Source organism: Lelliottia sp. RWM.1 (assembly GCF_016859735.1).
Classification (GTDB): domain Bacteria; phylum Pseudomonadota; class Gammaproteobacteria; order Enterobacterales; family Enterobacteriaceae; genus Enterobacter.
In genome coordinates, this window is the sequence record NZ_WLVC01000003.1 from 14,320 (window position 1) to 37,767 (window position 23,448).

At 53.9% G+C, this 23,448-nt stretch carries 20 protein-coding genes; 13 read left to right on the plus strand and 7 right to left on the minus strand.

From position 1 onward, the window contains the following. The first annotated feature begins 264 nt into the window (after positions 1–264). Together GF617_RS03270 and aldA are read left to right on the plus strand one after the other, a co-directional pair. The gene (locus GF617_RS03270) at positions 265–1,068 is read left to right on the plus strand and encodes a YdcF family protein (protein WP_203451039.1); all 804 of its coding nucleotides are present in this window, start codon (positions 265–267) and stop codon (positions 1,066–1,068) included. Between the two features lie 194 nt (positions 1,069–1,262). After that, entirely contained in the window at positions 1,263–2,702 is a 1,440-nt protein-coding gene (aldA, locus tag GF617_RS03275) for an aldehyde dehydrogenase (protein WP_203451040.1), read from the plus strand. 39 nt (positions 2,703–2,741) lie between these two features. Here aldA and gap read toward each other — a convergent pair whose 3' ends face one another. Continuing rightward, positions 2,742–3,743, minus strand: a complete 1,002-nt coding sequence (gene gap, locus GF617_RS03280; RefSeq protein ID WP_203451041.1) for a type I glyceraldehyde-3-phosphate dehydrogenase — start codon at positions 3,741–3,743, stop codon at positions 2,742–2,744. Between the two features lie 189 nt (positions 3,744–3,932). Here gap and cybB point away from each other — a divergent pair, with 189 nt between their 5' ends. Together cybB and GF617_RS03290 are read left to right on the plus strand one after the other, a co-directional pair. Then, positions 3,933–4,463 (plus strand): cytochrome b561, encoded by a 531-nt coding sequence (cybB, locus tag GF617_RS03285; RefSeq protein WP_181623444.1) that lies wholly within the window; start codon positions 3,933–3,935, stop codon positions 4,461–4,463. Positions 4,464–4,512: 49 nt separating this feature from the next. Further along, positions 4,513–5,769 carry an MFS transporter gene (locus GF617_RS03290; protein WP_203451042.1) on the plus strand — a complete coding sequence of 419 codons (1,257 nt, stop codon included), beginning with the start codon at positions 4,513–4,515 and terminating at the stop codon, positions 5,767–5,769. A 39-nt stretch (positions 5,770–5,808) separates the two neighbouring features. On the opposite strand, the gene GF617_RS03295 is transcribed toward GF617_RS03290, so the two are convergent. Both GF617_RS03295 and GF617_RS03300 read right to left on the minus strand, forming a co-directional pair. Further along, positions 5,809–6,882 carry an oxidoreductase gene (locus GF617_RS03295; RefSeq protein ID WP_203451043.1) on the minus strand — a complete coding sequence of 358 codons (1,074 nt, stop codon included), beginning with the start codon at positions 6,880–6,882 and terminating at the stop codon, positions 5,809–5,811. A gap of 13 nt (positions 6,883–6,895) precedes the next feature. Continuing rightward, positions 6,896–7,642: a DeoR/GlpR family DNA-binding transcription regulator gene (locus GF617_RS03300; protein WP_203451044.1), complete on the minus strand. Its 747-nt coding sequence runs from the start codon at positions 7,640–7,642 to the stop codon at positions 6,896–6,898. Positions 7,643–7,804: 162 nt separating this feature from the next. Between GF617_RS03300 and GF617_RS03305 the strand changes: the two genes are divergently transcribed. From GF617_RS03305 to GF617_RS03320, 4 genes are all read left to right on the plus strand, one after another. After that, complete coding sequence (locus GF617_RS03305) at positions 7,805–8,080, plus strand: metal/formaldehyde-sensitive transcriptional repressor (protein ID WP_134350232.1); 276 nt, start codon at positions 7,805–7,807, stop codon at positions 8,078–8,080. Between the two features lie 33 nt (positions 8,081–8,113). Beyond that, complete coding sequence (locus GF617_RS03310) at positions 8,114–9,232, plus strand: S-(hydroxymethyl)glutathione dehydrogenase/class III alcohol dehydrogenase (RefSeq protein ID WP_181623448.1); 1,119 nt, start codon at positions 8,114–8,116, stop codon at positions 9,230–9,232. A gap of 156 nt (positions 9,233–9,388) precedes the next feature. Beyond that, complete coding sequence (locus GF617_RS03315) at positions 9,389–11,080, plus strand: methyl-accepting chemotaxis protein (protein WP_203451045.1); 1,692 nt, start codon at positions 9,389–9,391, stop codon at positions 11,078–11,080. 102 nt (positions 11,081–11,182) lie between these two features. Continuing rightward, entirely contained in the window at positions 11,183–11,674 is a 492-nt protein-coding gene (locus GF617_RS03320; RefSeq protein ID WP_203451046.1) for a hypothetical protein, read from the plus strand. Between the two features lie 51 nt (positions 11,675–11,725). On the opposite strand, the gene GF617_RS03325 is transcribed toward GF617_RS03320, so the two are convergent. Further along, positions 11,726–14,110 (minus strand): glucose/quinate/shikimate family membrane-bound PQQ-dependent dehydrogenase, encoded by a 2,385-nt coding sequence (locus GF617_RS03325; RefSeq protein WP_203451047.1) that lies wholly within the window; start codon positions 14,108–14,110, stop codon positions 11,726–11,728. A gap of 288 nt (positions 14,111–14,398) precedes the next feature. Beyond that, the gene (locus tag GF617_RS03330) at positions 14,399–15,322 is read right to left on the minus strand and encodes a LysR substrate-binding domain-containing protein (protein ID WP_203451048.1); all 924 of its coding nucleotides are present in this window, start codon (positions 15,320–15,322) and stop codon (positions 14,399–14,401) included. Positions 15,323–15,596: 274 nt separating this feature from the next. Between GF617_RS03330 and GF617_RS03335 the strand changes: the two genes are divergently transcribed. Both GF617_RS03335 and GF617_RS03340 read left to right on the plus strand, forming a co-directional pair. Beyond that, on the plus strand, positions 15,597–16,940 hold the full coding sequence (locus tag GF617_RS03335; protein ID WP_181623453.1) for a VOC family protein: 1,344 nt from the start codon (positions 15,597–15,599) through the stop codon (positions 16,938–16,940). Positions 16,941–16,982: 42 nt separating this feature from the next. Next, positions 16,983–18,491 (plus strand): carboxylesterase/lipase family protein, encoded by a 1,509-nt coding sequence (locus tag GF617_RS03340; protein WP_203451049.1) that lies wholly within the window; start codon positions 16,983–16,985, stop codon positions 18,489–18,491. Here GF617_RS03340 and GF617_RS03345 read toward each other — a convergent pair. Continuing rightward, positions 18,478–19,320: a LysR family transcriptional regulator gene (locus tag GF617_RS03345; RefSeq protein ID WP_203451050.1), complete on the minus strand. Its 843-nt coding sequence runs from the start codon at positions 19,318–19,320 to the stop codon at positions 18,478–18,480. The two genes, GF617_RS03340 and GF617_RS03345, sit on opposite strands and share 14 nt — an antisense overlap. A 113-nt stretch (positions 19,321–19,433) precedes the next feature. On the opposite strand from GF617_RS03345, the gene GF617_RS03350 reads away from it, so the two are divergent. Then, entirely contained in the window at positions 19,434–20,603 is a 1,170-nt protein-coding gene (locus GF617_RS03350) for a pyridoxal phosphate-dependent aminotransferase (RefSeq protein WP_181623456.1), read from the plus strand. A 10-nt stretch (positions 20,604–20,613) separates the two neighbouring features. Beyond that, positions 20,614–21,387, plus strand: coding sequence for an ABC transporter substrate-binding protein (locus tag GF617_RS03355; protein WP_181623457.1), 774 nt, complete (start codon positions 20,614–20,616; stop codon positions 21,385–21,387). Positions 21,388–21,469: 82 nt separating this feature from the next. Here the strand turns inward: GF617_RS03355 and GF617_RS03360 are convergent, their stop codons facing one another. Beyond that, the gene (locus GF617_RS03360; RefSeq protein WP_203451051.1) at positions 21,470–21,715 is read right to left on the minus strand and encodes a hypothetical protein; all 246 of its coding nucleotides are present in this window, start codon (positions 21,713–21,715) and stop codon (positions 21,470–21,472) included. A 30-nt stretch (positions 21,716–21,745) separates the two neighbouring features. Here GF617_RS03360 and GF617_RS03365 point away from each other — a divergent pair, with 30 nt between their 5' ends. Further along, on the plus strand, positions 21,746–23,401 hold the full coding sequence (locus GF617_RS03365; protein WP_181623459.1) for a glucan biosynthesis protein D: 1,656 nt from the start codon (positions 21,746–21,748) through the stop codon (positions 23,399–23,401). Positions 23,402–23,448: the final 47 nt, after the last annotated feature.

Here is a 23,448-nt window from a genome sequence, read left to right on the forward strand (position 1 = left end):
AGCGGAGAGGGGAGTAAACTGGTCAGAACACGGTGTATTTATCAGCAATTGGTGCTTTTATATTTGTGTTTAACGGTGTGATGTTTTGTTTGGTTGAGCATTGTGAGAATAAAATGCAGGTGCAACCTGTCTGTTTTTGGATGTTTCTGGTTATTTCAGAAAAATGACACACGGCGCGATAACAGAGGGCCGCTTTGAGAGGACGCCGCTGTTTAATCAGGTGAAAACCGTTACCCTGAATGGAAATGAGAACAGGAGAATACAATGATTCAGGCAGGCTTTCCCTGCCTGCCAGAGGCTACGTTGGCAGCCGTCAACACAGTAGGTCGCTGGCTGGCGCAGGAGGATTTACGCAGCGAGACTTCCCAGGATATCGATGCCGTGATACTGGCGGGGAATGCGGTGATCCCGTCCATTGATGCTGCATGCCGGTTTGCTGCTGAACATCAGGTTCCGCTACTGATTAGCGGCGGTATTGGCCATTCGACGACATTTTTATACGGTGCGATTGCCGCTCATCCGCGCTACCACACGCTTCCTGTAGCCGATCGGGCAGAAGCCAGCATCCTGGCTGACATCGCACGCCAGTTCTGGCACATCCCGCAAGATCGTGTCTGGGTGGAGGATCGCTCAACCAACTGCGGTGAAAATGCGCGCTTTAGCTGGCATATGATGCAAACGCATCAGTGGCGCGCTGAACGTGTGCTGGTGGTGCAGGATCCCACCATGCAACGGCGTACTATTGCGACGCTTGCCCGGGTTTGTCGCGATGAGCCTTCCTCACCACGCTGGGTGAGCCACCCAGGCGTCAGTCCGCAGTTGCAAAACGGCGAAAATAGCGTGGTGTTCAGCGGTGGAGGCGAGGGGTTGTGGAGCGTTGAACGCTATCTGTCGCTGGTACTGGGGGAACTTCCTCGTCTGTATGATGATGCAAACGGCTATGGTCCGGCCGGGCGCGATTTTATCGTCCATGTTGATTTTCCCGCTGCGGTGAGCGCTGCATGGGAGGTATTACGTCACGATGTGATTCTGACCGAAGCCCTGACCCGGCGTGCTCTCAGTAAGTGATTGCCCGTTTGCGCTGGGTTTATCGCAAACGGGCATTTTATGTTGCCCGTTTGTAATTTTAAAAATCAGCTGATCCAGTTCTTTTATGAGATGTCTCACAAAAACGGTGTGACAGAACAGGAATAGCGCCCTGTGATTGTAATTTTTAACAATAATTTTACGTGTTAAGAACAGCATAATTACAGGAGCAGGTCATGACAGTACCCGTACAACATCCTATGTATATTGATGGACAGTTTGTCGCCTGGCAGGGGGATGCCTGGATTGATGTGATTAATCCGGCCACGGAGGTGGTCATTTCCCGCATCCCCGACGGGCGTGCCGACGATGCCCGTAAAGCGATTGACGCGGCTGAACGGGCACAGGCTGGCTGGGAAGCGCTTCCTGCCATTGAGCGAGCAAACTGGCTGCGTAAAATTTCTGCCGGGATCCGCGAACGTGCCAGCGAGATCAGCGCTTTAATTGTCGCGGAAGGTGGAAAAATCCAGCAACTGGCAGAGGTCGAAGTGGCTTTTACTGCCGACTATATTGACTACATGGCCGAGTGGGCGCGTCGCTATGAAGGTGAAATTATCCAGAGCGATCGACCAGGTGAAAACATTCTCGTCTTCAGGCGCGCTCTGGGAGTCACCACCGGGATCCTGCCGTGGAATTTCCCGTTTTTCCTGATTGCCCGAAAACTGGCGCCAGCCTTGCTGACCGGGAATACCATTGTTATTAAACCCAGCGAATTCACCCCGAACAATGCCATTGCGTTTGCCAAAATTGTCGACGAAATCGGCTTGCCAAAAGGGGTCTTTAACCTGGTGTTGGGGAGAGGCGAAACCGTGGGCCAGGAGCTGGCGGGTAACCCAAAAGTGGCGATGGTCAGCATGACGGGCAGCGTGGTGGCGGGTGAGAAGATCATGGCCGCCGCAGCAAAAAACATCACCAAAGTCGGTCTGGAATTAGGCGGAAAAGCGCCAGCTATCGTGATGGATGATGCCAATCTTGAGCTGGCCGTTAAAGCGATTGTCGATTCGCGGGTGATCAATACCGGGCAGGTGTGTAACTGTGCAGAACGGGTGTATGTCCAGAAAGGGATTTATGACCGCTTTGTGAACCGTCTGGGGGAGGCCATGAAAGCCGTACAGTTTGGCAACCCGGCAGAACGCAACGACATTGCCATGGGACCGCTGATTAATGCCGCTGCGCTGGCGCGCGTGGAGCAGAAAGTGGCTCGTGCGGTAGAGCAAGGGGCGAAAGTGGTGCTTGGCGGTAAGGCGGTTGAAGGTAAAGGGTTCTATTATCCGCCAACATTGCTGCTGGATGTCCGCCAGGAGATGGCGATCATGCATGAAGAAACTTTTGGTCCGGTGTTGCCCGTGGTGGTCTTTGACACGCTGGAAGAGGCACTGAAAATGGCAAACGACAGCGAGTATGGCCTGACCTCCTCTGTTTATACACAAGATCTGAATGTGGCGATGAAAGCCATTAAAGGGTTGAAGTTTGGCGAAACCTACATCAACCGCGAGAATTTTGAAGCCATGCAAGGATTCCATGCAGGCTGGCGTAAGTCGGGCATTGGTGGTGCTGACGGCAAGCATGGTCTGAATGAATATCTGCAAACGCAGGTTGTGTATTTACAGTCATAACGCGAGTTCCCCCTCCCGAAAAGAGAGGGGGACGTTGAACTAGAGTGCGGCGTATTTATCCAGCGTTCGCACCAGTTGAGTTACAAACCCGTATTCGTTGTCGTACCAGGCCACGGTTTTGACCAACTGGACATCACCCGCCTCAGAGACTTCTGTCTGAGTGGCATCAAATACCGAGCCAAAATGTGAGCCGATGACATCGGAAGAGACGATTTCGTCGTCGGTGTATCCGAAGGATTCGTTATTCTCAGTAGCCTTTTTCAGTGCCTGGTGGATCTCTTCCACGGTGACTTTTTTATCCAGAATCGACACCAGTTCGGTGACCGAGCCCGTTTTCACCGGGACGCGCTGCGCATGGCCTTTCAACTTCCCGCTAAGCGCCGGAATAACCAGACCGATAGCTTTTGCCGCTCCGGTGGTATGCGGAATGATGTTTTCCGCTGCCGCACGTGAGGCGCGGAGATCCTTCCCGCGCGGGCCATCAACCAGCGCCTGTGTGCCGGTATAGGCGTGAATGGTGGTCATTGTGCCGACTTTAATGCCAAAAGCATCATTCAGAACTTTCGCCAGTGGCGCCAGACAGTTGGTGGTACAAGAGGCAACGGAAATGATGGTATCGCTGCTGGCGAGCGTATCGTCATTAACGTTAAAGACGATCGTTTTCATCTCGCCCGCCGGGGCAGAGATCAGCACTTTTTTAGCCCCCGCATCCAGATGTGCTCTGGACTTCTCTTCAGAGGTATAAAAACCGGTGCACTCCACGACGAGATCCACTCCGGCCGCCTTCCAGGGGATGTGTTTCGCCTCTTTCTCGGCATACACCGAGATGGACTTGCCATCCACAATCAGTGAGTCTTCCGTAAAATCAACGCTCCACGGAAACTCACCATAGTTCGAATCATGCCTGAGCAGGTATGCCAGTACTTTTGGAGAGGTAAGGTCATTGATCGCGACTACGGTATTGCTGTCCTGCGTTTCGAGAAGGCGACGAAGAACCAGACGTCCAATACGACCAAATCCGTTAATGCCAATTTTGCTCATGAGCGACTCCTGATGGTTTTATGAAGCGACAGTTTGAACTCATCCAGGCTTAGACCATGTCGGGCCGGGCGGCAATTGAAGATGCTTCATGCCTGAGGAAGTATTTGAAAAACCATACAGAAAAGTTAATGAATTTTTAAGGAAAGGTGGTTATGTTGGCGCTGTATTTGTCATTTATCAGGAAATCACATGCGTACTAAATATACAGGGCTGCAAATCGGCATTCACTGGCTGGTGTTTCTGTTAGTCATCGTGGCCTATTGTGCCATGGAGTTCAGAGGCTTCTTTCCACGTACCGCTCGCCCTCTGATTAACATGATTCATGTCTCCTGTGGCATCTCCATTCTGGTGTTAATGGTGGCGCGCTTGTTGGTACGACTGAAATTCCCCGCACCGCCGATTCAGCCTAAACCGAAGCCGATGATCACCGGTATGTCGCATCTGGGGCATTTGCTGGTCTACTTGCTGTTTATTGCGTTACCGCTGATTGGCCTGACTATGATGTTCTATCGGGGCAATGACTGGTACGCCTTCGGCCTTACCATGCCGCATGCTGCCGAAGCCAATTTTGATCGCGTTGATCTGTTAAAAGAGTGGCACTCTATTCTGGCGAATACAGGGTATTTCCTGATTGGCGTGCATGCGCTGGCGGCGCTGGCTCACCACTATTACTGGAAGGACAATACGCTGCTGCGCATGATGCCGAAGAAACGTCAGTAAACCTCATCGGCCATTGGGCATGTGAAACGAGAGTGTTGCCGTGAGAACAATGCGCAAAGTCGTGCTCGCCACCGGTATTGGTCATTTTGTTGAGTGGTTCGACTTTGGTCTTTACGGCACGCTTGCTGCGATGATTGGCATGCAATTTTTCCATGCAGAAAGCCAGGCCGTCGCGCTTCTCTCTTCGTTTGCCGTTTTTGGCGCAGGGTTCATTATGCGCCCGCTTGGTGGCCTCTGTTTTGGCTCTCGTGGGGATCGGGTCGGCAGAAAAAAAGTGCTGGTCACCGTCATTTTGCTCACCTCCGGTGCGACCTTTGTGATGGGGCTTCTTCCGACATACTCGCAACTGGGTGTCAGCGCCACGGTGTTACTGGTCATCACCCGGCTGGTGCAGGGATTTGCGGCCGGGGGCGAAAGTGCTGGCGCAACCACTTTTCTTGCTGAATATGCACCTTCCCGGCGTCGCGGCTATTTCACCAGTTGGATAGATAATTTTGGTTTTATGGCCTTTGTTGCCGGTTCTGGTCTGGTATTCCTGCTGACAGCAGGACTGGGCGAACAGGCAATGAATGCGTGGGGCTGGCGTATTCCCTTTCTGCTTGCCGGGCCGCTGGGGCTGGTTGGCCTGTATCTGCGAAAACACCTGGAAGACACTCCTGAATTTTTGGCAACGGTTAAAAATGGTCTGGCGGAGGCTTCGCCCGTCCGTACAGCAATGGCGCATTCAAGAGGGGCGCTCTTATTCTGTGTTGGTTTTGTGGTCATCAAAGCGGTGGGCCACTGGACGTTGCAAACCTTTATCCCCAACTACCTTACCAGCGAAATGCCGCACTCAACGCTGGATGCCTATGCGATCACTACGATTGGATTATTTGTGATTGCCGTTATCGTGCCGGTAATGGGGGCATTATCCGATCGCGTGGGGCGTAAACCTCTGATGCTGGCAGGGTGTGTGGGTTTCATCCTCTTTACAGGGCCCGCGATGATGCTGATGGCACGAGGCGATATGTTCTCTGCCGTTCTGGCCATGCTCATTCTTGGATTGTGTATTGCGGCGGTTGATGGGGCGAGTAATGCCGCAATGGCGGAGTTATTCCCGACACGCATCCGCGTTGGTGGCATGGCCATTGCCTACAATGTGACGGTGGCGGTGTGTGGCGGGATCACTCCCTGGTTCTCGGCCTGGTTGATGTCGATGACGGGTAATCCTTTTTCACCGGCCTGGGTGGTGATGGGCGCCGCCTTTGTGACCTTCCTGACGGTGCTGTGTGCCAGAGAGACGGCAGGGCAGCGGCTACCGCGTTAAGAGGGTGGCCTGCGGATAACCGCAGACCCTGCACATTCTTTATTGCAGATGAACCCGCTCTGCCGCCGTTAATCCCAGCGTCTGCGTTGTGCCTGTATCCGATGATTTTACTGCCGCTTCCAGTACGGCCATTACGGCTAATGCTTCCACAGGGTGGACAGGGTTGTCGATTTTACCGAGCAGTGCATCACGCACGTTGATGTAGTACTGACGCTGATCGCCCTTCGGCGTGTTCACGCGCTGCGGTTCGCCACTGGCGTCGAACAACACCATGCTGTCGCGGTCTTCTCCCCAGTGTTCAGTGCCCGGGATCACGCCTGCCAGTAACTGTGCTTCCTGCTGATCGATGCTGGCTTTCACCACGCTCGCCTTGTCTCCGTGAACGGTAAAGCGAGACACGCCGCCCGCAACCAGCATGCTGCAATGCAGCACAACTTTATGTTCCGGGTAGTTTAAAACCACATGCGCCCAGTCGTTTATTTCAGCGCCGTTGCGCAGGGTGGCAATATTGCCCTGCACGGACTGAGGCAGGCCAAACAGCTCCAGCGTCTGGTCTATCAGATGTGGCCCTAAATCAAACCATAAACCACTGCCCGGAACATTCTGCTCTCTCCAGCGCACACGCACTTCGGGGCGGAAGCGGTCAATATGCGACTCGAAATGTTTAACTTTACCGATAAGCCCTTGTTCAATGACCTGCTTAATGCCGAGAAAATCACTGTCCCAGCGGCGGTTGTGGAAGACGGAAAGCAGCAGCTGTTTTTCTTCCGCCAGAGCAATCAGATCACGCGCTTCCTGCATATCAAGCGTGAAGGGTTTATCAACCACTACATGCTTCCCCGAATGTAAGGCCAGTGTCGCCAACGGTGCATGGGTGGCATTAGGAGAAGCAATGACCACCAGATCAACATCAGGATGCTGTACGGCCTCTTCTGGCGAGGCGACAACGATAACGTCCGGGATATCTCGTTTAACTTTTTCTTCATCGCGGGAAGAGACTACCGCCAGCTTAAGTCCGTCAACGGACTGGATCAGCGGGGCATGGAAGGTTTTACCCACAAATCCATAACCGATCAGCGCAACATTTATTGTCTTACTGTTAACTTTGTTCATGATCCTCTCCACGTTATTTCGCATCAACAATTGTGACGTGCAATGCGCTATTGTCCCCAAGCTCGTCCCAGGGACAGTCTAAAAACAGTTGATGAATTTCAGATAACCCGGCGACCAGGTATGGCTCGCAGTGGTTCAGTTTCAGATGGTCGGCAACGATCCAGTGTTGCTGACTTGCGTCCAGCATCGCCCGTTTGACTTCGGCATCGGCTTCCTGACTGGCGCTTAAACCCAGGGTGGCGTGAATGGCGCATGCTCCCAGAATGGCGATATCGGCCCGGTATCGGGACAACAGGGAGAGCGTTGCACTCCCGGCGAATAAACGTTGCCGCTGATCCCACTTACCGCCCAGGAGAATCAATTCGATATCACTGCGATCGCTAAAGTGGTGGGCAATATCGAGGGAGGGCGTGATGACCGTCAGCGGCCCCTGAAGAAAGGTCGCGACGGCCAGTACCGTGCTTCCGGCATCCAGAAACAGCGTAGAGCCTGGCGGAACGCTTTCTGCGACCTGCTTACCCAGGCGCTGTTTGGTGTGGGGGAGCAAGGTGTTTCTGCCCTGACGGTGCATGGCGGAGAGATCGAGAGCGATTGCGCCCCCGTGGTTTTTCTGCGCCAGGCCTTGTTTTTCAAGATCGCTGAGATCGCGCCGGATGGTATCCGCAGAAACATGCAATGTCTCCACGAGGTCGCTAATGCTGGATTGACCATTTTCACTAATAATATCAATAATATATTTTTGTCTGGCGGTCTTATGCATTATTTTCTGAACCCGCAAAATGTCGCAATAACTTGCATATTACAGCATTTGACGGAAAGAGGAACGCCATTTCCTGGGCAAGCGTTTTTGCGCTGAACTTTCATGTTTACAATGTTCACCAGGATCATATACCATGCCCCCCTATAGTATGTAGGAGAGCATATGCCACATTCACCCGCAGATAAAAAACGCATCCTTACCCGCGTCCGTCGCATTCGGGGGCAGGTTGATGCCCTCGAAAGGGCGCTGGAATCTGGCGAACCCTGTCTTGCCATCCTTCAGCAAATCGCCGCGGTACGCGGTGCTGCGAATGGCCTGATGGGCGAAATGGTTGAAATTCACCTCAAAGATGAGCTGGTCGCGGGGGAGACAACGCCGGATCAGCGAGCTGTTCGCATGGCAGAAGTCGGCCATTTGCTGCGCTCTTATCTAAAATAAACCCACAGACCTCACAACAAGGGAAGAGACATTATGAAATCTCGCGCAGCTGTCGCATTTGGCCCAGGCCAGCCACTGAAAATCGTTGAAATTGACGTTGCACCGCCAAAAAAAGGCGAAGTGCTGATCAAAATTACCCACACCGGCGTATGCCACACCGATGCATTTACCCTGTCTGGCGATGATCCTGAAGGTGTGTTCCCGGCCGTTCTGGGCCATGAAGGGGGCGGTATCGTAGTGGAAGTGGGCGAGGGTGTGACTAGCCTGAAAGCAGGCGATCACGTAATCCCGCTCTACACCGCTGAATGTGGCGAGTGTAAGTTCTGTAAATCCGGTAAAACCAACCTCTGCCAGGCGGTTCGCGCTACGCAGGGTAAAGGGCTGATGCCAGACGGAACCACGCGTTTCTCCTATAACGGCGAGCCGATTTACCACTACATGGGAACCAGTACCTTCAGCGAATACACCGTGTGTGCGGAAATCTCACTTGCAAAAGTGAACCCACAAGCGCCCCTGGACAAAGTGTGTTTGCTGGGTTGTGGCGTGACTACCGGTATTGGCGCCGTCCACAACACGGCTAAAGTGAAAGAAGGCGATACCGTTGCGGTATTCGGCCTTGGCGGGATTGGTCTTGCGGTTATCCAGGGCGCAGTACAGGCCAAAGCGGGTCGAATCATCGCGGTGGATACCAACCCTGAGAAGTTCACCCTGGCAGGCGAAATGGGTGCGACCGATTTTGTGAACCCGAAAGATTATGACAAACCCGTTCAGGATGTGATCGTTGAGCTGACGGATGGCGGCGTGGATTACAGTTTCGAATGCATTGGCAACGTTAACGTAATGCGATCGGCGCTGGAATGCTGCCATAAAGGCTGGGGCGAAAGCATTATCATCGGTGTAGCGGGGGCCGGACAGGAAATTCGCACTCGTCCATTCCAGTTGGTGACGGGGCGCGTATGGCGCGGTTCTGCGTTTGGTGGTGTGAAAGGGCGCACGCAGTTGCCGGGTATGGTTGAGGACGCAATGACCGGGAAAATTCAGCTCGATCCGTTCATTACGCACCGCCTGCCGCTGGATCAGATCAACGAAGCATTTGACCTGATGCACGAAGGGAAATCTATCCGTACGGTTATCCACTTCGGGGATCACTAATCCTCTCGCCAGCGGAGCCTTCCGCTGGCGTTTTTTACTTATTATTCAAAGTGTGACGTAGCTAGCGCTTTTCTCTGTAATCAAATTCCCTGCCGTGCCGATGACTCTTTTACAGGCGTGTTTTTACGCATCTTACCTATAAGAGAGTCGACGGTCATGGACAACACAACATCGATGCAGGCGCAGCAAAAGCTGAGCTTCTTGCATCATATCAGGCTGGTTCCGCTGTTTTCCTCCATTCTCGGTGGCATTATTCTTCTGTTTGCCTTGAGCTCCGCCCTTGCGGGATATTTCCTGTTAAAAGCGGATACCGATCAGCAGGATGTCACGTCAGAAATTCAGGTCCGTATGGGGCTATCGAATAGCTCCAACCATCTGCGGACCGCCCGAATCAACATGATCCACGCAGGTGCGGCGAGCCGTATTGCCGAAATGGATGCGATGAAGCAAAACATCAGCGAGGCGGAAACGCGCATTAAGCAATCGCAAGAGAGCTTTAACGCCTATTTGCACCGTTCGGTACGGACTCCAGCAGATGAAGCCCTGGATACCGATCTGAAAGCCAAATACGAAGCCTACATTGCCGGCCTGCAGCCAATGCTCAAATACGCTAAAAACGGCATGTTTGAGGCCATCATTAACCATGAAAATGAAACGGCGCGTCCTCTGGATGATGCCTACAATGGCGTGCTGTTAAAAGCGATTAAGATCCGTACTGACCGCGCCAACGAACTGACTGCCCTTGCACATACCCGTACACAGTTAGGATTGATGTTTATGGTGGGGGCATTCGCCCTGGCTCTGGTACTGACCGCCATGACATTCGTGGTGCTGCGCCGGACGGTTATCAACCCGTTACAACGCGCCGCGACTCGCATTGAGAACATCGCGAAGGGCGACCTGACGATGCCAGATGATGCAGCGGGGCGCAGTGAAATTGGTCGTCTGACGCGTGACCTGCAAACCATGCAGCACTCGCTGGTAGATACCGTAGGAACGGTGCGTCAGGGTGCAGAAGAGATTTATCGTGGGACGAGCGAGATCTCCGCGGGTAACACCGATCTCTCTTCCCGTACCGAGCAGCAGGCGGCAGCCATTGAGCAGACCGCTGCCAGTATGGAACAGTTGACGGCAACGGTGAAACAGAACGCCGATAACGCTCACCATGCCAGCAAGCTGGCGGAAGATGCTTCCGGCAAAGCCAGCCGCGGTGGTCAGATGGTTTCGGGTGTGGTCAAAACGATGGGCAACATCTCCAGTAGTTCGAAGAAAATCTCTGAAATTACCGCGGTGATTAACAGCATCGCTTTCCAGACGAACATTCTGGCCCTGAACGCTGCGGTAGAAGCTGCGCGTGCGGGTGAACAAGGCCGTGGTTTTGCGGTGGTGGCCAGCGAGGTCCGAACGCTTGCCAGTCGTAGTGCAAACGCGGCAAAAGAGATCGAAAGCCTGATCAATGAATCCGTATCGTTGATTGACCAGGGATCTGGTGAAGTAGTGGCGGCGGGCAATACCATGAGTGAGATTGTTGATGCCGTAAGACGTGTCACCGATATCATGCTGGAAATTGCAGCAGCCTCTGATGAGCAGAGTCGCGGTATTGTGCAGGTAAGCCAGGCGATATCTGAAATGGATAAAGTGACGCAGCAGAACGCCTCACTGGTCGAAGAGGCCTCGGCAGCAGCGGCGTCGCTGGAAGAACAAGGTGCACGTCTGACGGAAGCTGTAGGCGCATTCCGTTTAAACGGCGCGACGCAGAGCCGTGGGCCGCGTGCTCAGCCAACGGTAAAACCGACGGCGTTGCGCCCGGTATCGGCCAGCAGTGGCGATAACTGGGAAACCTTCTGATAAAAAAGGGGCCGCAAGGCCTGAAGGCTCCCCATAAATAAAGACAGGCATAGAAGGTTGTGATCTACTTAGTGTTCCACCAAAAAGTAAGGTCACTCCTCTATGCCTGCTTCACAAGTTTGCCATAAATTTTTCAGCCAGTCCCTGAACTCCATTCATCAGTACCGTAAAAACGCCCTGCTCGATATGACCGTGGCCCTGACACGTGGTGCTTCGCTTTCTCTTACCAGCATCGGCAGATACCTGCCAGGCCCCGCACGTGTTAAGCACAAGATTATCAGAGATGAAAAAAGCGAGCGCTATGGACTGGGACTGCGGGCAAGTAAAAGTCGGGGAGAAAAAAGACTATCCGTGCTTTGCCTGGTTGCAGTTCTCTACAGCATCATCCTATGGCTGACGGGATATTACCTTGAAAGTAAGGGAATAAATCGATGGTTCCAGGCGAACAGTGAGAAATCACGCAGGGTGCTGTCGTATCTGACATTGAGTGAAAATGTCATCCGGCAGTCACCGGGGCTCCTGTCGGGGATGAACCCCGACAGGGTATATGCAGATATGGCAAGGGCCTATCGAAACATCATCATGGTGTATTGATGATGTTTCTGGGGATCCCTCAGGCCGCAAGGCCCCTTGTTGTTTCTGTTGTTACTGTTTGTCCGGCAGCGCATACGCGATGATGTAATCACCACGATCCGGCGACTGACGAGCACCGCCTGCGTTGATGATGATGTACTGTTTACCGGTTTTCGGTGAAACATAGGTCATCGGGCCGGACTGGCTACCCACAGGCAGGCGGTCTTTCCAGATCTCTTTACCTGTTGCGGTATCAAATGCGCGCAGGTAGAAGTCCTGAGTACCGGCAAAGAACAGCAGACCGGACTGGGTTGACAGTGACGCACCCAGTGTTGGCATCCCGATTGGGATAGGCATATGCATGCGGATCCCCAGTGGGCCGGTATCTTCAACGGTTCCAACCGGAACCTGCCAGACCAGTTTGCCGGTTTTCAGGTCAACGGCTGACATCGTACCAAACGGCGGTTTCTGACATGGAATGCCCAGCGGTGACAGGAAACGCTCACGCATTGCGCCAAATGGCGTACCGTCCATCGGGACGATACCCATCTCGATACCGCTGGCATTTTTGGCGACGTTTGCGCGTGGAACCATGTAGTTTGCCAGCCCCAGACGCATATCATTCACAAACATCAGGCTGTTATTAGGGTCAACAGAGACGCTGCCCCAGTTCATGCCGCCAAGGGATCCAGGGAACTGCAGCGAACGGTCAAGACCCGGAGGCGTAAAGACACCCTGATGACGCATCTCTTTAAACTGAATACGGCACAGCAGCAGGTCAACCGGCGTTGCGCCCCACATGTCTGATTCGGTCAGCGTCTGGTTGCCAATCATTGGCATGCCAACGGAGTAAGGCTGAGTAGGGGAATAACGTTCACCCTCGACGTTTCCGGCCGGAACCGGACGTTCTTCTACTTTCGCGACCGGTTTGCCCGTCTCACGGTTGAGCATGAAGATCATGCCCTGTTTACTGGTCTGCACCAGTACAGGCGTTGTACCGCCTTTACCGTCAGGCAGGTCGTACAGGAGTGGCTGTGAAGGCAGGTCAAAGTCCCACAGGTCGTGGTGGGTAGTCTGGAAATGCCAGCGTACCTGACCGGTCGTCGCATCCACGGCCACTATCGATGAACTGTATTTATCATCCAGCGCGGTACGTTCACCGGCCCAGAAGTCTGGTGTGGCGTTACCGGTTGGCAGATAGATCAGGTTCAGTCTGGCGTCATACGACATGGCAGACCAGACGTTCGGCGTCCCGCGGGTATAGGTCTGGCCTTCCGGCGGCAGACCGGTCAGGTTCGGATTACCGGGGTCCCACGCCCATGCCAGTTTCCCGGTGTGAACGTCATAAGCGCGTACCACTCCCGGCGGCTCACCTGTGGAGAAGTTGTCTGCAACGCGTCCACCGACCACCACCACGTTGCCCGCAACCAGCGGCGTTGAGGTTTGCTGATAATAACCCGGTTTGATTTCACCCATGCCGACGCTGAGATCGACAATACCGTGATCGCCAAAGTCTTCACAAACCTTGCCGGTGTCGGCATTGATGGCGATAAGACGGGCATCGGTGGTTGGCAGGAACAGGCGACGTGGACAGGCGGCAGGCTGCACAGTGGGTTGTGACGTTGTCACGCTGCTGTGATCTTCAAAATATCCAAGACCACGGCAACGCTGCCAGTTAGGGGCGGTGGCTTTAGAATCGTAACGCCATTTCTCTTTCCCGGAATCAACATCCAGCGCCAGCACTTTGCTGTATGGAGTACAGACATAGAGCGTGTCGCCAACCTGAAGCGGGGTGTTTTGATCTTCTGCGCCCGAACCGTTGCTCTGCGGAATATCTCCCGTATGGGCAACCCAGGCAACCTTCAGGTCGTTGATGTTCTGTTTGTTGATCTGATCAAGTGCGGCAAAGCGGTCACCGTGCGTGGTATTCCCCCAGTGCTCCCAGTTTTTTTGTTGCTCGCCAGGGGCGACAGGTTTAACCGGAACCGGCTCACTGGCGCTCACCAGAGTCTGGGGTTTAAACATCCAGCCCACGCTTACCAGCATCAGAACCGCAAGTACGGCCGCAAGGCCAAACGACGGGGCTTTGTTGACCGGTGCATTGCTGTTTGCTGCTCGCAGGAAAGGCCAGACGATGGCGCAGAGGAATGCCAGAACCGCGAAGGTGAAGAGGCGAGAGAAGAGTGGCCAGAAATCCCAGCCTGCATCGCCCACCGCCCAGAAAATCGAGGCGATAAAGGCGATGGCATACAGCACAATGCCGCTGATGCGGTTGGTGAGGATCAGGATGGCAGAAATCACCATCACCACACCCATTATCATGAAGTACCAACTTCCGCCGACGGTGGCGAGCTTAAGGCCCAACCCGCCAACAGCCAGACCGATGATTGTCATCAGCCCGACAAGGAGCCACTGCAGGATACGAGGTATCCCGCGCGGTGCGCTGCCAAATGCCATTTCTGTCTCCTTAAATACTCCCGTCTTTTCAGGTCTGTGCTGTGCGGCATCTGTACCAAATGGGTAATAAAAGACGAGGATATGATAGTTTCTTACGGTTGTTACCGTGTTAATTGCGCTTTGAACCACTATCCAAATATTCAAATGAACCATTTGGTGAATTCGTGGCTATGATAAAACTGTTAAAATGTTTTACGCAATTGTTAATAAATGATTTCGCATTATTTGATCAGAAGAGATAAAAAACCCGTCTTCAGACGGGTTCTGTCCGTGCGAATGAAGGGCGTGTCAGGCAGGCATGGATTTCCGTATCGCACTGAGCAGCGCTTGCGCGCCTGGCGATAATGGCGTGTCGACGCGGGTTAAAATACCGATGGGTTCACCCGCGCCAGGGATGGTGACCGGCAGGGCAACGAGTGTTCCGTGGCGCAGGTCGTCTTTAACCGCACCTGAGGGGACAAACCAGACGTAGTCAAAGTCCACTGTCAGTTGACGCGACAGTGATGCCGACAGGGTTTCAATGCAGCCACCTGGCAGCGTGCAGCCCTGAAGTTGTAGCAGGGCTTCGGCATTTTGCCGCGGCACTGTACCTTTTGGGGAAACCACAACGGGCCACTCCATGACCCGACTCAGGGTAACGGTATCCTGTAACAGGGGATGATTGGTGCGTACCACCAGCTTCAGTGATTCCAGGAAAAGGAGTTCATAGTTGAGGCCTGTCATCAACTCCGGGTCGGACATCCGACCAATCCCCAAATCAAGCTCACCTGATTTCAGCCCCGCGAGCAACATGGTGTTATTCATGGTCGCGACCTGGATCGTGGTGTGTTTTTGCTGTTTATGAAATTGACCAATGACGGCGGGAAGGATACCCAGTGCGGCCGTCGGTAAGGCTCCCACACGAACAATCTCGTTGCTGTGTTCGTCTTTACGGTTCAGTGCCTGGCCTGCGGTATTGAGTGCATCCAGGACTTTTACCGCGTGGGTCAGGAACTGTTCGCCCACCAGCGTGAGTTGTGCGCCCAAACGTCCACGATCGAACAGGCGGGTTCCGGTAAGTTGTTCCAGCTCGTTCAGCGTTTTTGAGAGTGCAGGCTGACTCAGGTTAAGGGTTTCAGCCGCTCGCCCCAGCGTTCCCTGTTGAGCGACGGCTACAAATGTATGCAAATGGCGCAAGCGTATGCGCTGACTGAACAAACCATTTTTTTCCATAGGCGATGTTAAAAACAGAGCGGTGCGGGTGACAAGTTAAGTTGTTTAATTTTGATAACCTGATAGCAAAATATTTTTAACATTTGATCTGTTTGAGTTACAAGATTTTTTTCAACGGCAGGGATTTTTCTCTCTTCGGGCAATATCCTGCGCTTTTCCTGTAAAGCACAGGCTTTAACCACTCGCCTGTCCAGATCACAAATCGTAAATTCTTCCCGCCGACCAGAACGGCCTTTTCTACACTCCAGGTAATATTCACTGGAGGCATGACATCATGGCGAACACCATCACGGCTGATGATATTCGGGAACACTTTTCGCAGGCAATGTCGACGATGTACCAGCAGGAAGTTCCGCAGTACGGCACATTGCTGGAGCTGGTTGCGGACGTAAACCTGGCGGTTCTTGAACATAATCCGCTGTTACATGAACAGTTGGCGAACGCAGATGAACTGGCTCGCCTGAATGTCGAACGTCATGGCGCAATCCGTGTAGGAACTGCACAGGAGTTGTCCACGCTGCGACGGATGTTCGCCATTATGGGGATGTACCCGGTCAGCTATTATGACCTGTCCCAGGCGGGCGTGCCGGTTCACTCGACAGCGTTTCGTCCCATAGAGGATGGGGCGCTTTGTCGTAACCCGTTTCGCATTTTTACCTCGTTGTTGCGCCTGGAATTGATCGACAACGTGGTCCTGCGTAAACGGGCGGCAGAGATCTTATCCCGCCGAAATATCTTTACACCGCGCTGTCTGGCGTTAATCGACCTGTTCGAGTCAGAAGGACACTTTACTGACGCGCAGGCGCGTGAATTTGTCCAGGAAGCGCTTGAAACCTTCCGTTGGCATCGCCATGCCACGGTCGATCAGGAAACTTACCTCGCATTGCATAATGAACACCGGTTGATTGCCGATGTGGTGTGCTTCCCCGGCTGTCATATCAACCATCTCACGCCGCGCACGCTGGATATTGACCGGGCACAGGAGCTCATGCCTAAGTACGGTATCGAGCCGAAAATTCTGATTGAAGGGCCGCCGCGCCGTGATGTGCCGATCCTGCTTCGTCAGACCAGTTTTAAAGCTCTGGAAGAGCCAGTGCTGTTTTCGGGGGAACATTTGGGTACACACACGGCACGATTTGGTGAAATTGAGCAGCGTGGAGTGGCGTTGACGCCGAAAGGACGTGAACTGTACGACCGTTTGTTGGGACAAGCTGGAACGGGCAAAGACAACATGACGCACCAGTTGCACCTGCATGAAGTGTTTAGCACCTTCCCGGACAGTGAAATGTTCCTGCGTCGTCAGGGACTGGCCTATTTCCGCTATCGTCTGACGCCGGCAGGCGAAGCTCACCGCAAGGCATTTCGTCCCGGTGACGATCCACAACCGCTGATCGAGCGCGGATGGGTTGTGGCTCAGCCCATCACCTATGAAGATTTTCTGCCTGTCAGTGCGGCGGGGATTTTCCAGTCAAACCTGGGGAACGAAACGCAGTCGCGCAGCCACGGTAATGCCAGCCGGGAGGCGTTTGAAACGGCGCTGGGATGCCCGGTGTATGACGAGTTTGCGCTGTATGAAGAGGCGGAAGCGCGCAGTAAACAGCGTTGCGGTTTGCTCTGAAATCGTTACTCTGCACGGGTGTGATGGAAAAAGAAGGTTGTTATGCAAAATCCCTCCGCCCCTGTGGTTGCAACGCGCCAGGGCGCACTGATTGGTTTTACTGATAAGGATGTTCATGTGTGGTGCGGTATCCCTTATGCTGCACCGCCTGTCGGATCATTACGCTGGCGTGCTCCGCAGCCACCCGTTTCGTGGGAGGGTCTGCGTCAGGCGACGACGTTTTCGGCGTCAAGCTGGCAAAACAGCGAGTATTGCCAGGCGCTGGGAGGCGGCGATCCGGGGCAATTTTCCGAAGACTGCCTCTATCTTAACGTCTGGTCGCCGGCCACGCGTTCAACCCCGCTTCCGGTGATGGTCTGGCTGCATGGTGGTGGGTTCACCATCGGTGCAGGCGGGCTTCCCCCTTATAGCGGCCGGGCGCTGGCGCAGCGTGACGTCGTCGTTGTGACGATCAATTATCGGTTGGGTCATCTTGGCTTTTTTGCCCATCCGGCGCTTGAAGGGGAAGAAGAGCGTGTGGTGCATAATTTTGCACTGCTCGACCAACTCGCGGCGCTGAACTGGGTGCGCGACAATATCGCGGTATTTGGCGGTGACCCGCACAATATCACGCTGTTTGGCGAGTCGGCGGGGGCACGCAGCGTCTTGTCGTTGCTGGCATCGCCTCTGGCTGAAGGACTGTTCCATAAAGCGATTGTGCAAAGCGGTTATACCTTGCCGGATACCCCGCGCGAGCAGGCGCTGGAGAAAGGCGTTGCACTGGCGGCGCATTTGGGTCTTGAAAATGCGACAGCAGATCAGCTACGGGCGCTTCCGCCAGAGGTTTTCTGGCCTCTGATTGCGCCGCACAATATCGCCCCGACGCCGATTGCGGGCGACTGTGTATTGCCTGAGCCGATGCTCGATGTTTTCTTTGCCGCCCGTCAGCATCCCGTCCCGGTCATGATTGGCTCGAACAGCGATGAAGCCAGCGTTATGGCAGTATTTGGGATTGATCTGGCAGGACAAATTCAAAAATTACGCCGTGAACGCCGTTTTGGCCTGGGGCTGATTAAGCTACTGTATCCCGGTGTAAAAGGTGATGAAGAGCTTGGGCGGCAGGTTTGCCGGGATATGGCGTTTACCACGCTGGGCTATGTGGTCATGCAGGCTCAGCAACGTATAGGTGCGCCGTGCTGGCGTTACTGGTTTGATTATGTTGCTGAAGCCGAACATGCCACCTACATCAATGGTGCGTGGCACGGCAACGAAGTGCCCTATGTGTTTGATTCGCTGGGGAGCGTCGAACCGTCCCGGCAGTATGTTACTGCGCGTGATCTGCAGTTTTCTGCACAGGTTGCTGACTACTGGGTTAGCTTTGCCCGCCATGCCAGCCACATCCACGACGTCCTCCACGGGCCGACAAACTGGCCAGCCTGTCGTAAAAGGCGGGACGTGTTATTGCGTATAGGTGTGAATAAACATGCAGGATTCAGGCTTGAAAACCGCTTTATGCGCGCAAGAATGAGCCTCTTCAAGCGCGTCATGAAGCACCACGTTAGCCTCGACTGAGCAGACAAGCGCGAAAGGCGGCGAGCCCGTTATCTTTGCTGCCGGACTCGCGCAGTACCAGCCGGTAGCTTGCGCCTGTTCTGATACTGGTCGTGTAAGGCCGCGCCAGACGCCCAGCGCGGATATCTTCTTCCACCAGCGTTTCATCCGCTATCGCGATCCCCAGCCCCTGGATCGCGGCAGTGATCGCCAGATCCATCGTATCGAAGTGTTGATTTTTGAGCATGGCTTGCGGCGAAAGGGCCTGTTTTGCCAGCCATAACGACCAGTCTGTTTTATCTCGCGTAGGGTGGAGAAAGGTGAGTGATGCCAGTTCTGAACCCAGTCTCGCCGGGCTCATCACCGGTGTTAGCGCCTCTTCAAACAGCAGATCGCCCGCGCTCATGTGTGTCCCAAATACGATGGCTGCATCATAGGATTCTGTTTTGAAATTGACGTTGTGATCGGTTGTCGTGGTCAGCGCGATTTGCAGATCGGGTTGTTCGCGCTCTACCTGCAACAGGCGCGGGATCAGCCAGCGCATTGCGCAGGTAGGCGCCTTCAGTCGTACCACGGTTTGCTGGGAACGCGCCTGGTCAGCCACGGTCAGCAGATGTTCAAACGCGGATTGCAGTTCAGGAAGCAGGGCGCTGCCTTGTGGTGAAAGGCGCAAGCCGCGCGCATGGCGTTCAAACAGCGGAAAACCGAACCACTCTTCCAGTGTGGCAATTTTACGGCTCACGGCCCCCTGAGTCAGGCACAGCTCTTTTGCTGCATGGGTGAGGTTAAGGTGACGCGCGGTTTTTAAAAATGCGTCAATGGCATTGAGCGGGAAGGAGCGACGCGACATAAAACACCTCAGGTATGCGTTTTTCTCATGGCTATTATGACAACAATTCGTTTGTCGCCACAACCGACTTATTGTTTGAATAGTTATGCAATCACCACGAGAAAGGAATAACGATGACTTTGAGAACCCCGGTGCAAACCCGTTCAAAATTGCCTGATGTCGGTACAACAATTTTTACCGTCATTGGCCAGCTATCTGCACAGCATAACGCCATTAATCTTTCTCAGGGTGCACCCAATTTCTCTTGTGATCCGAAACTGATCGCCAGTGTGGCGCGGGCCATGGAAGCGGGGCATAACCAGTACGCAGCAATGACGGGGCTGCACCCGCTGAAAGAGCGCATCGCCGAAAAGATTGCATCGCTGTACGGCACAGAGTACGACCCTGGCAGCGAAGTGCTGGTCACCGCCAGCGCCAGCGAAGGCCTTTACTCTGCCATCAGCGGGTTAGTGCATGCTGGCGATGAGGTGATCTATTTTGAACCGTCTTTCGACAGCTACGCACCGATCGTGCGTCTCCAGGGGGCAACTCCGGTCGCCATTAAACTGACCGTCCCGGACTTCGCGGTGAACTGGGATGAAGTTCGGGCAGCAATCACGCCGCGTACGCGGATGATCATTGTGAATACGCCGCATAACCCCAGCGGACAGGTTTTCTCTGCCCAGGACCTCCAGCAACTGGCGGCGCTGACCCGCAATACCGATATCATTATTTTGTCTGACGAAGTCTACGAACACGTGGTTTTTGATGGTGAACCGCACCACGGAATGGCTACTCATCCGCAACTGGCGGAGCGTAGCGTCATTATTTCATCGTTTGGAAAAACCTATCACGTTACCGGATGGCGCGTAGGATACTGTGTTGCCCCGGCGGTATTGATGGAGGAGATCTGTAAGGTCCATCAGTTTTTGATGTTTTCTGCCGATACCCCTATGCAGTACGCCTTTGCGGAACACATGGCGGATCCGCAAACCTGGTTGTCGCTGGCGGCGTTTTATCAGCGTAAACGCGACCTGCTGCAGACCCTGCTGGCCGAGTCGCCGTTCCGGCTGCTGCCAAGCGCAGGTTCGTTCTTCCTGCTGGCCGATTACAGCCATTTCAGCGATGAACGCGATAGCGATATGGTGAAGCGGTTGATCACCGAATGCGGTGTTGCCACGATCCCGCTGTCAGCGTTTTATGCTGACGGTACAGATAATAAATTGATTCGTCTCTCTTTCGCGAAAGATGAGACTACGTTACGGGCAGGTGCTCAGGCCCTGTGTCGGGTTAAACCACGCTAAGGAGTTTTACATGAAATTACGCGCGTTAGTTGTTGGCCTGGGAGTGCTGTGTTCGTTCTCTTCGTTTGCCGCAACGGAGCTTCGCTACGGTCTGGAAGCGGAGTATCCACCGTTTGAAAGCCGTAATGCCTCGGGTGAACTGGAAGGATTTGATGTTGAACTGGGTAATGCTATTTGCAAAGCCGCTGCGCTGAAATGCAACTGGGTGGAAACCTCTTTCGATGCCTTGATCCCAGGGCTGGTGGCGAAGAAATTCGACGCCATTAACTCGGCAATGAACATTACTGAACAGCGCCGCAAGAGCATTGATTTTACCCAGCCGATTTACCGTATTCCGTCACAACTGGTGGGGAAAGCGGGAAGTGCGGTCGATGCGACGCCGGAAGGCCTGAAGGGTAAAACCATCGGTGTGTTGCAAGGGTCCATTCAGGAAACCTATGCGAAAGAGCACTGGGAAAAGCACGGTGTCACCGTGGTGTCTTATAAAGATCAGAACATGGCGTGGGGAGATTTGCTGAATGGCCGCATTGACGCCTCGCTGGTGATGTCTGCTGCCGGGCAGGCGGGTTTCCTTAGCAAGCCACAGGGTAAAGGGTTTGGTTTTATTGGCAAACCGGTGTCCGACGACACGATTCTGGGCAGTGGTATCGGCTTCGGGTTGCGTAAGGGGGATGAGGCCACCAAAAAGCAACTTGATGCCGCAATTGATAAAGTACGTGCCGATGGCACGATCGCCAAACTCGCTGATAAGTACTTCCCGGGTATCGATGTCAGCGTAAAATAAACCGCCTCGTTTTGCCCCGTCTGTCGATGTCCAGCCGGGGCATTTTTAATACACGTCATTCTTCAGCCTGCCTCTGCGTTGGCTACGTCTGTTCACCCCATTCTCTTACTTCAGTAAGCTCCAGGGGATTCTCATACTCGCGGCCTTGATCCAGCATGAATGATTTTGCGTATTTACTCTTATTTACACCACTTTCAGGCCGTTCTGGTCGACAGAAAATATTTCTCACTTTGTTCATATAATCGCCTGCCAACAATTGGATTCTTAACCGTTTTTGTTTAGGCTGTGCGTTCTTTCTTGCCGTCATTTCGCCGACCGCGAAACTCATTCACACGACCATAAGGACGTTTTCTCAGGCATGAATCGCAGACGTTTTTTAAAAGGCTCGCTGGCTATGGCTGCCTTGAGCAGTACTTCCGGCCTGGCCACGCTGTTCTCCCGTGCAGCGAATGCTGCCGAGTCTGACATTGCTGATGGTCAGAGCCGTCGTTTTGACTTCTCCGTGCTGCAATCCATGGCGCATGATCTGGCGAAAACCCCGTGGGGCGGCGCTCCGCGCCCATTGCCGGAAACGCTGGCAACCATGACGCCTCAGGCGTACAACGCCATTCGCTACGACGAAAAACAGTCGCTGTGGAATAACATCGAAAACCGTCAGCTTGACGTGCAGTTCTTCCATATGGGAATGGGCTTCCGTCGCCGTGTGAGGATGTTCTCGCTTGATCCGGCAACATCTCAGGCTCGCGAGATCCATTTCCGTCCGGAACTCTTTAGCTATAACGATACGGGTGTTGACACGAAACAACTGGAAGGGCAAAGCGATCTCGGTTTTGCCGGTTTTCGGGCGTTTAAAGCGCCAGAACTGGCGCGTCGCGATATCGTCTCCTTCCTGGGCGCGAGTTACTTCCGCGCTGTTGATGATACGTATCAGTACGGGCTCTCCGCGCGGGGTCTGGCGGTCGATACCTTCACCGATACACCGGAAGAGTTCCCTGATTTCACCTCGTTCTGGTTTGAAACGGTTAAACCGGGTGATACCTCCTTCACGGTCTACACGTTGCTCGACAGCCCGAGTATCACCGGCGCGTATAAGTTCGTGATCCACTGCGAGAAGAGCCAGGTGATCATGGAGGTGGACAACCATCTCTTCGCCCGTAAAGACATCAAGCAACTCGGCATCGCGCCGATGACCAGCATGTTCAGCTGCGGCAATAACGAACGTCGTATGTGCGACACGATCCACCCGCAAATTCATGACTCAGACCGTCTGGCGATGTGGCGTGGTAATGGCGAGTGGATTTGCCGTCCGCTGAATAACCCGCAAAAGCTGCAATTCAATGCCTATATGGATAAGAATCCAAAAGGTTTTGGTCTGTTACAGCTTGATCGCGATTTCTCCCATTATCAGGACATTATGGGCTGGTATAACAAACGCCCAAGCCTGTGGGTTGAACCGCGTAATAACTGGGGCAAAGGTGCTGTTGGCCTGATGGAAATCCCGACGACGGGTGAAACGCTGGATAACGTGGTGTGCTTCTGGCAACCCGAGAAAGCGGTGGAAGCGGGTGATGAACTGGAGTTCAAATATCGCCTGTACTGGAGCGCGCAACCTCCTGTGCGTTCCCCCCTGGCGAACGTGTACGCCACCCGTACCGGTATGGGTGGTTTCCCGGAAGGCTGGGCGCCTGGCGAAAACTACCCGAAAGTGTGGGCCCGGCGTTTTGCCATTGATTTCGTGGGGGGCGATCTGAAAGCCGCCGCGCCGAAAGGTATCGAGCCGGTGATTACGCTCTCCAGCGGTGAAGCGAAGCAGGTCGAAATTCTCTACGTTGAGCCGTTTGACGGTTATCGCATCCTGTTTGACTGGTATCCCACTTCTGACTCAACAGAGCCGGTGGATATGCGCATGTTCCTGCGCTGTCAGGGAGAGGCAATCAGTGAAACCTGGCTGTATCAGTACTTCCCGCCCGCGCCGGATAAACGCAATTACGTAGACGACCGCATTATGCGGTAATGTCGGGCAAGGACTGCATTATTCGTTACTGCCCTGTTCCTTCTCCC